Origin of the sequence: Paenibacillus sp. CFBP13512 (assembly GCF_005233705.1) — a bacterium.
Lineage (GTDB): Bacteria > Bacillota > Bacilli > Paenibacillales > Paenibacillaceae > Saccharibacillus > Saccharibacillus nuruki.
Genome location: NZ_QGAD01000009.1, coordinates 1 through 12,572, shown reverse-complemented (window position 1 = coordinate 12,572; position 12,572 = coordinate 1). Strand labels below are relative to the sequence as shown.

At 40.8% G+C, this 12,572-nt stretch carries 8 protein-coding genes; 7 read left to right on the top strand and 1 reads right to left on the bottom strand.

The features are described from left to right. Positions 1 to 33 precede the first annotated feature (33 nt). From PaeCFBP13512_RS14065 to PaeCFBP13512_RS14045, 5 genes are all read left to right on the top strand, one after another. Positions 34 to 987, top strand: coding sequence for a sugar phosphate isomerase/epimerase family protein (locus PaeCFBP13512_RS14065; protein WP_137223854.1), 954 nt, complete (start codon positions 34 to 36; stop codon positions 985 to 987). Positions 988 to 1,063: 76 nt separating this feature from the next. Next, positions 1,064 to 2,827 (top strand): hypothetical protein, encoded by a 1,764-nt coding sequence (locus PaeCFBP13512_RS14060; protein WP_137223852.1) that lies wholly within the window; start codon positions 1,064 to 1,066, stop codon positions 2,825 to 2,827. Between the two features lie 24 nt (positions 2,828 to 2,851). Then, positions 2,852 to 6,175 (top strand): glycoside hydrolase family 2 TIM barrel-domain containing protein, encoded by a 3,324-nt coding sequence (locus PaeCFBP13512_RS14055; protein ID WP_137223850.1) that lies wholly within the window; start codon positions 2,852 to 2,854, stop codon positions 6,173 to 6,175. 180 nt (positions 6,176 to 6,355) lie between these two features. Beyond that, positions 6,356 to 7,501, top strand: coding sequence for a DNA cytosine methyltransferase (locus PaeCFBP13512_RS14050; protein ID WP_137223848.1), 1,146 nt, complete (start codon positions 6,356 to 6,358; stop codon positions 7,499 to 7,501). Between the two features lie 83 nt (positions 7,502 to 7,584). Continuing rightward, the gene (locus PaeCFBP13512_RS14045; protein WP_137223846.1) at positions 7,585 to 8,376 is read left to right on the top strand and encodes a TdeIII family type II restriction endonuclease; all 792 of its coding nucleotides are present in this window, start codon (positions 7,585 to 7,587) and stop codon (positions 8,374 to 8,376) included. Between the two features lie 81 nt (positions 8,377 to 8,457). Here PaeCFBP13512_RS14045 and PaeCFBP13512_RS14040 read toward each other — a convergent pair whose 3' ends face one another. Beyond that, positions 8,458 to 9,120, bottom strand: a complete 663-nt coding sequence (locus PaeCFBP13512_RS14040; protein ID WP_137223844.1) for an MOSC domain-containing protein — start codon at positions 9,118 to 9,120, stop codon at positions 8,458 to 8,460. Positions 9,121 to 9,267: 147 nt separating this feature from the next. On the opposite strand from PaeCFBP13512_RS14040, the gene PaeCFBP13512_RS14035 reads away from it, so the two are divergent. Further along, complete coding sequence (locus PaeCFBP13512_RS14035; protein WP_137223842.1) at positions 9,268 to 11,664, top strand: TPM domain-containing protein; 2,397 nt, start codon at positions 9,268 to 9,270, stop codon at positions 11,662 to 11,664. Positions 11,665 to 11,787: 123 nt separating this feature from the next. Further along, positions 11,788 to 12,357 (top strand): acyl-CoA thioesterase, encoded by a 570-nt coding sequence (locus PaeCFBP13512_RS14030; protein ID WP_069328010.1) that lies wholly within the window; start codon positions 11,788 to 11,790, stop codon positions 12,355 to 12,357. Positions 12,358 to 12,572: the final 215 nt, after the last annotated feature.

Below are 12,572 nucleotides of genomic sequence, written 5' to 3'. Positions count from 1 at the left end.
TGCATATCTAGAAGGGTCATGAAAGGAGTCTATATGCTTACATCCAAAGGAGAATATTCATTTTCAACATGCTGGAATATTAAGCGTCATTCTAGCGGAGCAGAAATGATCGCAGAGATTCAAGAGCTTGGATTTCAGCAAGTGGAACTCAACTATAATGTGACTACTGAGATGCTAAAAACGATTGGACCGATGATTGAACGTGGCATGATCGGTATATCCAGTGTGCATAATACATTTCCTCATACACCTGATCCTGATTATGGCACTGATTCGGTATTGCTAGGCTTTGATGATGAAGTAAAACGGCAAAAGGCGATAGATCTACTGGTGGGTTCAGCTGAGTATGCTCATCGTTATGGAGCCAAAGCTGTGGTCGTTCATCCCGGAGAGATTCCTTTTGCAAACAATATAGATGAGACGTTAAAAGGCATTTATCACGAACAAGGCAAAGACTCACCTGCTTATCAACAGCTATGGTCTGAAATGATCGAGCGTCGGGAAAGTCTATCCGAGCATTATTTAGAGCGTATTCAGCACAGTCTGGAAGAGGTATGTGACCGTGTATTATCCAAAGGATACAATGTGGCTTTTGGTATTGAAACACGTTCACGTTGTTACCAGATGCCTACCTTAGCTGAAGCAAAAAAAGTACGTGAACGGATGAAAGGTGCACCTGTCTATCTCTGGTACGATATCGGTCACGGGATGATGATGGATCGCATGGGCTTGTATCAGAATGCCGAAGAAGCTAACGCTATGAAAGACGATATTATCGGTGTGCATATTCATGAAACGTTAGGATTATCCGATCATTGGTGTCCTTATATCCATAGTAAAGACATGACTTTTTTCGATCGCTTTCTCGATATTATCGATGCAGCGCCTGTCAAAGTATATGAACTAAAAGCCGCTTGTCAGCCTGAAGAGATTGAAGCCAGTCATCAGCTTTTAATCTCCAAAATTCAAGAGCGTCATCATAAATAAAACAGGATACCGCAATACGAAATAGATCATACACAGACAAATCGATATCAAGTAGAAAAGCAAGGAGGGCATTGCTATGGCTGTCAGCAGGCAACTGGTAAGCATCAATGATCAATGGGTAGAAGAAGGTCTGGCAGGACAGATTCTCGATCGGAATCATCGATCTTTTGGAGGCGTGGTGGATCGTGAAAATGGGATCGCTTGGCCTAACCATCATGCAGGAACACCTGTCTGGATGTCGGTATGGGGAGCCGCATTAGTAAATCCTGATTCGGCTTATTACCATCATGAAGAGGTGCTCGAACGGCTAGAATATGCAGCCCAGTATATGCTTTCTTTTCAACATGAAGATGGGTCCATCTCTCCGGGGTGGACTAATTTTCATTCACCTCCAGATACAGCGTTTGTCGTGGTCGGTTATTCGCAGTTGTATCTACTATTAGAACAAGATGATTGGAGTAAAAATGCTCCTGTCGCTAGTCGGATATTGTTATTTCTCAAGCAAACGATTCCGGTAATGTTAACAGGAGGTTGCCATACACCTAATCATCGCTGGGTCTTGTCGGCGGCACTTAGTTATCTGTATCAATTATTCGGTGATTCTCGATTACTTACACGGGCAGAACAATGGTTGGCAGAAGGGATCGATGCGACTCCAGATGGAGAATGGACTGAGCGTAGTAACGGTATTTACAATGCAGTTAGTGATGTGATGTTAATCCATACCGCACGTATATTATCAAAGCCTGAATATCTACAACCTGTGCGTGCTAATCTGAATATGATGATCTATTTGATTCATCCTTCTGGCGAGATTGTCACCGATTATTCAGGTCGGCAAGATTTCGGGCAGACCTTTACATTAGACAATTATCTGCTTGCTTATTATCTGATGACTCCCATCGACTACAATGCTCAATTTGCAACGATGACAGAATTAGCTGAACAAGCATTGTGTACGACCACTGTGCGTCCACCGAGTAGTGCTAACAATCCGCTAGTCGGCATGTTGTTGTATCCATATGAAGGGGAGATAGTCATCGCTACCGCTTTGCCCACCCATTATCGCCAAATGATTAATGGTTCATTTGATCGTCACTCGTATATCCAGCAGATTGCAGAAGTAGGCTATTCGCAGATTCAATACAGTCGACCTCATTTGGATTTTGGCGCGCCTGTCATGCGTATTCGTGAAGAAAACACAAGCGTAACGATGATGGCAGAAACGTCGTCGTTCCTAGCGATTAGACATGGACACGTACGACTATTAGGTGTACAGATTGCTTCTTATTTTGGGCCGGGCTTTGTACCGATGCAGACGTTAACCGAAACGACTGATGGGTTCACCATGACAGCGACGTATGAAAAGGGTTACAATAGTTGTGTACCCGAGCATGAATTACCTGCTTCTGCACAAGCAACAGTGAGTCCATGGTATTTGCTTCCTCATCAACACCGTATTGCTACCCATACGCAGACTTATCAACTGGAAGTGCGTATGACCGAATTGGAAAATGGATATGATCTACATATCATCTCTAATGAGCCTGCCGATGTAATGACACAGCTATCATTTGTTTTTGACCAGCAAGCGATCATTACAGCAGTCGATGGACACTTAGAGCAGATACGCCCTTTTTCCCAATTATGGTCAGCAGGAACAGTCGTTGTACAGCAAGGAAATGACCGAATAGAATTAACAGGTGGTTGTCTGGAACATACGGCTCTAAGTGTGCGAGAAGCGCATTATCCGCAAGATTGTCAGACGCTACTTGTGAATGTAATGACTCCTTTTGAACACAGAATAGGGATTCGTCTCTTATCCGGTACGGATGTATGATTTTAGCGATCTGCATCTACAACTATGTCGAATAAAGAGGTGATTGATTTGCGTAATCAAAAGTATACGTATACCGCTCCACCGAATGGGTTTCCTGAATGGAACCGCAATCCTGGCATTTTCCGTCTGAACCGTCTAGATGCTCATGCTTCTGTGATTCCGTATGATTCGGTAGAGCAGACATTAAATGGAGAGATCGCAGATTCACCATATTACCAATCCTTAAATGGAACATGGCAATTCGCATGGGCTGAAAATCCAGATCAGCGTATTGTTGATTTTTATACAAAAGAGTATGACACCAGTACATGGAAAACGATCCCTGTGCCTGCGCACTGGCAAATGCATGGTTATGATGCTCCTCACTATACCAATGTGCGCTATCCATGGGATGGACATGAAGATATTCAACCACCAGAAGCACCAACCAAATTCAACCCTGTAGGCTCATATGTACGCACGTTTTCTGTGCCTCAAGAGTGGCAGGATAAAGGTTCAGTCTATATTCATTTTGCAGGTGTAGAATCTGCTTTTTATATCTGGGTGAATGGCGATTTAGTTGGTTATAGCGAAGATTCGTTTACACCCGCAGAATTCGATCTAACTCCTTATTTGCAAACCGGCGAAAATAAATTAGCTGTCGAAGTCTATCGCTGGAGTGATGCGAGCTGGTTAGAAGATCAAGATTTCTGGCGCTTGAGCGGTATTTTTAGAGATGTCTATCTGTACGCATTACCGGATACCCATATTCAAGACTTTTTTGTACATACTGATCTGGATGCACAGGTTCAGGACGCACAATTAACGGTCGATCTTACATTACATCATTCCGGTTCAGCACTGGCTCGTCCTGATCCGACAGACAGTCTACGATTTACCGATGTAGCCAAAGAATCCTATAGTGTACATGCTCAATTATACGATGCAGACCGCAATCCTCTTTGGGATCTTCCTTTAAGTAGCCCGGTTTCATTTCCTTTTAATGCAACTGAAGGATTAGAAGGTGGAGATATTCATCGGACACAGATTCAGTTGTCTACCGAGGTGATCAATCCTTTGAAATGGAGTGCAGAAGCACCTCATCTGTATCATCTGGTACTTACGCTGAAAGATGCACAAGGTCATATTATTCAGCATACCGGCTGTCAGGTGGGCTTCCGTACCTTTGCGATTGAAGGCAATCTGATGAAGATCAATGGGAAAACAGTGGTATTCAAAGGGGTCAATCGTCATGAATTCAATGCAGTGACTGGACGCGCAATTACACGCGAAGATATGATCGCAGATATTCAACTGATGAAATCTTACAATATCAATGCAGTACGAACGTCTCATTATCCTAATCATCCACTCTGGTATGAACTATGTAATCAGTATGGATTGTATGTGATTGATGAAGTGAATCTGGAAAGTCATGGTGCATGGACTTATGGTCAAAAAGAATTGCTTAATACCGTTCCGGGTAGCAATCCAGATTGGACATATAATGTGCTAGACCGTACCAATTCGATGTTCCAACGGGACAAAAACCATCCTTCGATTGTGATCTGGTCGCTGGGTAATGAATCGTTCGGTGGCGATAATTTCTTGCATATGGCGGATTTTCTACGTAAAGCGGATCCATCACGGGTCGTGCATTATGAAGGGGTATTCCATTATCGCCCGTCTGAAGCGGCATCTGATATCGAAAGTCAGATGTATACCCATATTCGCGAGATCGAGAAATATGCTCAAAATCATCCAGCGAAGCCCTTTATTCTGTGTGAATACAGTCATGCGATGGGGAACTCTTGTGGTGGTTTAGCCGAATACTGGCAATTGTTCGACCGCTATGAAGTGTTGCAAGGTGGATTTATCTGGGATTGGATTGATCAAGCGATTCAGACGCAGACTGAAGATGGAACCACGTATTTAGCGTACGGGGGCGACTTTGGTGAAAGTCCGCATGATGGCAACTTCTGTGGCGATGGTCTGATCTTTGCCGATCGTACGGTATCTGCGAAGCTGGATGAAGTGAAAAAATGTTATGAACAGGTGAAATTCAACTGGCGATTAGGTAGTGATCACCCTATCGATGAGGGGCTTGAATCGAATGCAGTGATTACGACCAAGCATTTATCTGCGGGTGAATCGGTGATTGAAGTCGAGCTAACGAATCAGTATTTGTTTACTTCGTTAGAAGAATTTGATTTTAAATGGGTATTAACAGCAAATGGTCAACCTGCTGATCATGGTGTACTGAGCAATGTGATCTGTGCACCAGGGCAGACCGTTACAGTCACATTACCAGAGTTGAAGCAGATTCCACGTGCGCCTGGAGTCGAGTATATTTTGACACTTTCTATCGTGCTTCGAACAGATCAATTGTGGGCGCAAGCCGGTCATGAAGTTGCCTTTTCTCAATTTACATTGCCTGTCGTATTGTCTTTCGGTTCTCATCATGATGCCGAATTGCATGAACCTGAGCCGATTAGCGAATCGAGCCTTGTCGCTGTACAACATGCAGGCATGATTATGATCAATGGTGAAGGGTTCTCGATTATTTTTGATTCGACCAATGGCGAAATGTTGTCTTATCAGATCAACAAAGTACAATTGTTAGCTCAAGCACCTGCTCCTCATTTCTGGCGTGCTGTAACAGATAATGATCGCGGGAATCATCTGGATCAGCGTAGTGAAGTATGGCGTAGTGCTTCAGATGAGCGAGAATTGGTTCATTTTGAAGTTGATCTTGCACGAGCACAAGATATCATTATTATCAAAGTGGAGTATCTACTGCCGACAGCAGGATATTCGCAATGTTTTGTCGAGTATCATATTTTTGCAGATGGACGGGTCGAAGTGACACAACGATTGAATCCGGGCAAAGACTTACCTGAGATTCCAGAGATCGGTATGCTATTGATGATGGATGCTTCCTTTGACCAATTGTCTTGGTACGGATTAGGTCCGCATGAGACGTATTGGGATCGAAAGTCTAGTGGTAAAGTCGGTATCTATACAGGAACAGTAGCCGAGCAAATGGCTCCGTACCTCAAACCACAGGAATGTGGAAATAAAGTAGATGTACGCTCAGCTACCATTACCAATAGCGATGGAGTGGGCTTACAGATTACAGGTCTACCTTTGATCGAATTGAATGTTCTTCCATACACACCGGCAGAACTGGAAGCTGCACCACATCATTACCAGTTACCTGTTAGCGGACATACGGTTGTGCGTATCAATGATAAGCAAACAGGTGTTGGCGGCGATGATAGCTGGGGTTCTGAACCGCATCCACAATATCGTCTCTATGCAAATCGTTCCTATACGTATAGTTATGTAATGCAAGGAATTGTGAAATAAAGCTATTAATTGAATAACTAAAGGTTCACTGTATTTTATTCATTATTACTAAAATACAGTGAACCTTTTTAGTGTTTTAAATATTTTTATAAAATATTTAAATGTATAATATTGAAAAGGCTGGACCAATCTGTTTACGAATGTTATAATCATTTCAGAAACAAAAGTGAGGTGATTGACATGGCAACTGCAGTTGCATTTTTTGCTGGTGCAGGAGGATTAGACATGGGAATGAAAAATGCAGGGTTTGATATCAAACTAACTGTAGAATTAGAAAGAACTTATTGTACCACTTTAAAAAATAATCATCCTGATTTAAAGGTTATAGAAGGAGATATTATGCAATATACTCCAGAAAAAATTTACTTAGATGCCGGAATATCTCCAGATACTGATATTGATCTTATTTTTGGTGGGAGTCCATGTCAGTCTTTTAGCACAGCAGGAAAAAGACAAGCTTTTGCAAGTGCAGGAGGTTCGGCAATGTTAAAATTTGCTGAACTTATAAGAACGATTCGACCTAAAATGTTTCTTTTAGAAAATGTAAAAGGGTTATTATCTGCGCCTTTAAAACATAGACCACATAGTCAGCGTGGAAACCAGTTCTCAGAATTACTTTGGGAAGAAATGCCGGGAAGTGCTCTAGAATATTTATTGAATCAATTTGAAGGATATAATATAAATTATAAGTTAATTAATGCAGCAGATTATGGTGTACCACAAACAAGAGAACGGGTTATTTTTGTTGGGGTACGAGAAAACTTAAATATCAAGTATCAATTTCCTAAACCAACACATAATTCAGAAGGAATTGATGGTAAATTGAAATGGATTACAGTAGGAGAGTTGTTTAAAAATACAGATTTTGGTATTCACCATTATGTAGAATATTCTTCTGAGAGATTGCGTTACATGAGAATGATACCTCAAGGTGGTGGTAATTGGAGAAATCTCCCTATGGATATTGTTGAGAAAGCAATGGGAGGAGCATATTTATCTGGAGGTGGAAAAGTAGGATTTTTCCGTAGGTTAAATGTAAAAAAACCAGCACCAACTATGTTGACTTCACCTATTCAGAAAAGTACTAATTTAGGACATCCTTATGAAGATAGACCATTAAGTATTGAAGAGTATTTAGCTATTCAACAATTTCCCATTAATTACAAGATAGCTGGTTCTTTAACACAACAATACGTACAAATTGGTAATGCTGTTCCCGTCAATCTTGCTAAATTACTAGGGGACTCGATTATTGAAACATTAAATAGAGTAAACTTATCAATTGCAAGAAGCACAAATTCGTATCAGCTTACAATGAATTTGTAATTGCACTTTACAAATAAAACATATAGCATAAGTGGCATAGGGATCATAAACCTATGTCATTTTTTTTGGAAAGAAGGCTTTGAATGGATATTATTACAAAGCAAGCCGTAAAAGCTCATTTGAAAAATGTAATGAGAAAAATTATAAAAAGAAAATTAGACGAGCCTTTTGGAGATGAACAGATTTTATTAGCTAATCCTTTTGGTTATAGGCTGGTTCCTATGGAAGTCTGGAAAAGTGCTAAGTTTGAACGTTCCTTTGTTACAACATTAGGACAAGGTATTTTTGAACAACTTGCAAAAATTATTGCAGAAGGAAGTGGTGCAAAAGCTTATAATCAGCATAATGAAAATTTAGAAATTTGTACTTTTCGTCTGGAAAAAATAGATCAAATTTTAAAAGAACAAAGAAATAATAAAAGACCACTAGATTGGTTAGGAGAAATTAAAGAAGTTTCCTCTCTCAATAATGATCGGTATGAGAAATTGACTGTGAAATCTGATCTTTATATTATTAGATCTAATGGAGAAAAAGAATATTATTCTTTTAAAACAGTTAAACCAAATTTAGATCAGACTGAACGTGCCAAACGAGATATGTTACATTTAATTGCTGCGGATCAAAAGAACCAGGCATATTTTGGACTTCCTTTTAATCCTGCTGGAGAAGGAACATCTTATAGAAAATCTGGATTTACCATCCCGCTTAAACTATTAGATTTTGATGATACTACTTGTGTTTTGATAGGAGCAAATTTGTGGAATAAAATAGGGAATGATCCTAACACTTATAGTGATTTATTAGAGATTTTTGAGGAAGTAGGATCTGAATTTATTCCCATCATTAGAAGAGATTATTTAGGACTTATAGATTAGTAATATTCTCTATATAAAATAGTTAGTTTTAATTTCAAGTAATAAATAAAGGAAACATTAATTAATGTTTCCTTTATTTATTCAATTCACCAATCGTTTGCTCAAATGCTTGCGAAGTGATTCTGCCAGAGCCGGTTCTGCTAATAATTGGCGCAGAGCCGGGGTATCACCACGTTCATCATACAGAATCCGATTACATTCCGCGATCGTACTTCCACTTCCTTCACGGCGAAGCATTTCAAATGTATCGCCTGCTTGAACGACTCCATTTTCCAATACGCGAAAATAAAATCCAGAATATCCAGTCTCACGCACACGCATAACCATTTCTTTACGTTCCAGATGAGCCGCTAATTTGAAGCAAGGCTGACGGGGCTGACTAACCTGTACGATAGCAGTTCCGATCCGGTACACATCTCCGATACATACGATATCTTCAGTCAATCCAGTGACGGTAAAGTTTTCGCCAAAAGCACCTGCTTCGAAAGGGCGCTTCATTTCGTCTGTCCACCAACCATAATGATCTTGTGAGTAGACACAAGCGGCTTTGTCTGGTCCACCATGATTTTTGAGATCGCCTTGACCATCTCCCTCGATGCCTTGCGAACTAATGGGTAATGATTCGGTAGAAGGGCGTTTGATAAATCCGGTATAGACCGATTTGTTATTCCATTCCACATTTACAGGTAATGCTGTGTTTAACGAACATAATTTTGGTAACATAGACGTAGTAGAATTTACCATAAGATGAGTTCCTCCAGATATGGGTTTGATTACAGATCGTGTTATGGGTTCTATCATAATATAAGCGAATCAATTAAAACATCTCTTTCAACAAAACATCCTTTTCGTTAAGGTATCCCTCCGTATAGGGAAGAAAGGAAATCGCAGATGAAAATCAATCTAAAAACATTTCAAAAATGGATCCCTCTGTTGCTCATCTGCTGGCTGATCACTCAGAGTATGACAGGTATTGCTTATGGTGCACAGCAAAAAGGATTTGTACTGGACGATGCAGGTCTGTTCAGCAGTAGTGAGATCGACAAGCTCAACACTGAACTGAGCGGACAGGAATACCAGATGTATGTGAATACAGCAACAGGGATGGATGAAGCGCAGGGACTCGCGTATGCGAACCAGATTTATGATGGATCGAATTTGGGCAAAAATGATATCGTGCTTGTGATTACAACCAATCCGAATTATGTCCATCTGGTCTTTCAAAATGCAGTACTCGCTAACAAAATCGCCAATAGCAACGAGCGCACGGTACAAGGAGTAACCGATAACAAATTTGTTCCATCTGCACAAGATGGCGATATTGTAGGCGGTGTACTAGCTGTTAATCGATATATCAATCATGTGCCGTTAACGACCGTCATTTCGCAAAAGTTAGCACAGGTCGGTCTGAACTGGGGTTCGGCGATTGCGTTATTGATCGGTGGGATTGCGCTCATCTGGTTTGTGATCTGGTTGATGATTCGATTGAACAAAGTCAGCAAGCTCAAAGTTCGCCGTCAACAAGTGCAGCTACATCACGATCAGATCGCTACATCACTTAACAGCTTGATTGTGTCTGATTTGTTTAAAGAATTAGAAATGGGCTTTGTGACTGGACAGACCAAAGAAATGATTGAACAGTTACAGTCTCAATTAATGAAAGAACATGCTCGTATTGCCGATTCTCAGCAGAAAATAGATGCTATTCGCCTGTCGATCGGTGCTGTCAAAAAATCTGCTAGCGATCTGACCATCATTGAACAAGAACAGACGCAGTGGGCAACCGATATGGCAAATGTGCAAAAGCATCATCAAGAAATGGATGAGTTATCACGCACCGTACGTGGGATGGTGGAAGCGTCCAAAGCTAATCTGGAGCAAGTGAAAAATACAGTGGCTACGCTTGAAAAGCAATACAACTATCCACTGACAGCGATGAAAGATCGAATCACTACAATTGAGCATATTTTGCAAGAAGCCGATCAATTGGATGAATTTGATTTTATGAAAGCCAAAGAACCAGCCGAACGTGCCAATCAATTGCTTGATGTGCTTGTAGAAGATATCCGTCTGTATGGGGAATGGGTACAACGCAGTCAACGGTATACAGCAGAGATCAATAATACAGAACAGGAGTTGCGTCCAGTCGTTGAGCGAGAACATCTCAAGTTAACGGTAGACGATCCTTTCCGTATATTAGAACATGCACGCACAGAAGAGATTCGATTAGTTCAATTGTTGGCAGGTGGGAATGTAGACTTGATTCGTCAAAGTATGGAAATGATCGAACAAGATATCGCGGCGGCTCGTCAGGTTGTCAGTGATCTCATTAACTTCCGGGATGAATCGAAGAAAACATTAACGATGGCGCAACAACAAATGGCTGATTTCCGCAATATGCCTGAAATGTATAATCAAGAAGTGAGCCGTCTACAAGCAGAATATGCAGGAGTACATCTCAGAGAACAAGGCGCACGTTATCAGGAAATTCAGAAGATGCAAGGTGAGGTTAATCTATTTACTCCACAAATCGTAGATGCTCTGCATGATGAAGTACAACAGTATCGTCAAGCATATACATGGAGTGAGCAAGTCAGAAATGCGTTGTCTCGGATGCAACAATTGCGAACAGAGATTATGAGTTACAAAGACCAATTAGATAATCAGAAGCAAAGCGAAAATCAACGCTTAGACAAGCTACGCGAAGATTATCGCCGTGCCAATGAACAGCAGGCAACGATTAGCGTTAATCCTGACGATACACAGCAAGTGCAAGCACATAGCTATCAAGCACTTGAACAAGCAGAGCAGATTCTAAGCGGTACACTACTCAATATGGTTAACGTCAAAGAAGTTATGGATACAGCGGAAAGAGAGACAGTTGCTTTTGTTCAGCGTGTAGAAGAGTTGACCCAACAACGTCAAGAAGCGATCGAAGCGATCGAAGGATTACTGCAAGAACATCGCAATTTGTCTGCTCGTTACTTTACGACAGCGATCACGACTCATGTGCCTGTTTTGCATCGACTGGTCGAAGAATTGCAACAATTGGTGAATCAGGGATACTTTGTACAAGCACAGCAAAAAGCGCAAGAAGGTGCAGGAATACTGCAATTTATAGCACTGGAATACAAAGCGCTCTATGATCAGGAACAAGAACGCAAGCGTCGTCAGCGTTCATCGGGTGGCGGTTCAGGAGGTTCATCATCAGGTGGAGGCAGTCGCTCTTCGAGTAGTTCTAGTTGGAGTGGGGGAAGTAGCCGTTCATCCGGTTCTTCCAAATGGTGAAAATTCTATTGATTCATTGTATATTTTCTGAAAGCCATATTTGCAAACATGTCATAAGGAAGACTATGATACATGTAGATATTGAACATGTAGGCAAACGTATAAATATAAGGAGGTAGAACAATGGATCAGCAGTCTTCAGATCAAGCGGGACAATCAGCATCATCCAAACCGCTACAAGTCGAAAGTAAATATGTTAGAGAAACACGTTGCTTCAAAACATCCCGTGTATTCCCGACCGATGTCAACAATCACAATACATTATTCGGTGGAAAATTGATGTCGTATATAGATGATATTGCTTCAATTACCGCTTCCAAATTATGTCGTGTCGATACCGTTACCGCTTCTACCGATTCAGTCGATTTTCTGTATCCGATCAACCCAACCGATTCAGTGACATTAGAATCGTTTGTGACATGGACAGGACGTAGTTCGATGGAGATTTTTGTGAAAGTGATACGCGAAGACCTCAAAACAGGTGAGAAACGAATTGCAGCGACTGCCTTTCTTACCTTTGTAGCGATCGGTGAAGATAATCATAAAGTGCAAGTGCCGACAGTCATTCCTGAAACGGAAGAAGAGAAGAAATTGCACGAAACCGCTCCTTCACGAGCAGCCATGCGTCGTCAACGGAGAGAAGAAAGTAAAGAATTTGCTGATTACCTCACCACTGAATATCCGTGGGAATAAAATATAACTTTCTTTTTGTTAAGAAGGAAATATTTTAAATAAGCTTTTTAATATTGTGATATGCGGTTCAATGTGAGGTTATAATTACATATTGAACTATATAAAAAACTGACATCATTATTTTATTGATGTCAGTTTTTTTATATATTAAGAACAAAACTAAAATATATAAATTTGCCCTTTTTTGATGCTAGGTAAATATTCTTTTTTTAGAA

Excerpts from the sequence above, each read along its gene's own strand:
- PaeCFBP13512_RS14030 (WP_069328010.1), top strand. The coding sequence starts at position 11,788 with ATGGATCAGCAGTCTTCAGATCAAGCGGGACAATCAGCATCATCCAAA.
- PaeCFBP13512_RS14035 (WP_137223842.1), top strand. The coding sequence starts at position 9,268 with ATGAAAATCAATCTAAAAACATTTCAAAAATGGATCCCTCTGTTGCTC.
- PaeCFBP13512_RS14055 (WP_137223850.1), top strand. The coding sequence starts at position 2,852 with ATGTCGAATAAAGAGGTGATTGATTTGCGTAATCAAAAGTATACGTAT.
- PaeCFBP13512_RS14050 (WP_137223848.1), top strand. The coding sequence starts at position 6,356 with ATGGCAACTGCAGTTGCATTTTTTGCTGGTGCAGGAGGATTAGACATG.
- PaeCFBP13512_RS14060 (WP_137223852.1), top strand. The coding sequence starts at position 1,064 with ATGGCTGTCAGCAGGCAACTGGTAAGCATCAATGATCAATGGGTAGAA.
- PaeCFBP13512_RS14045 (WP_137223846.1), top strand. The coding sequence starts at position 7,585 with ATGGATATTATTACAAAGCAAGCCGTAAAAGCTCATTTGAAAAATGTA.
- PaeCFBP13512_RS14065 (WP_137223854.1), top strand. The coding sequence starts at position 34 with ATGCTTACATCCAAAGGAGAATATTCATTTTCAACATGCTGGAATATT.
- PaeCFBP13512_RS14040 (WP_137223844.1), bottom strand. The coding sequence starts at position 9,120 with ATGGTAAATTCTACTACGTCTATGTTACCAAAATTATGTTCGTTAAAC.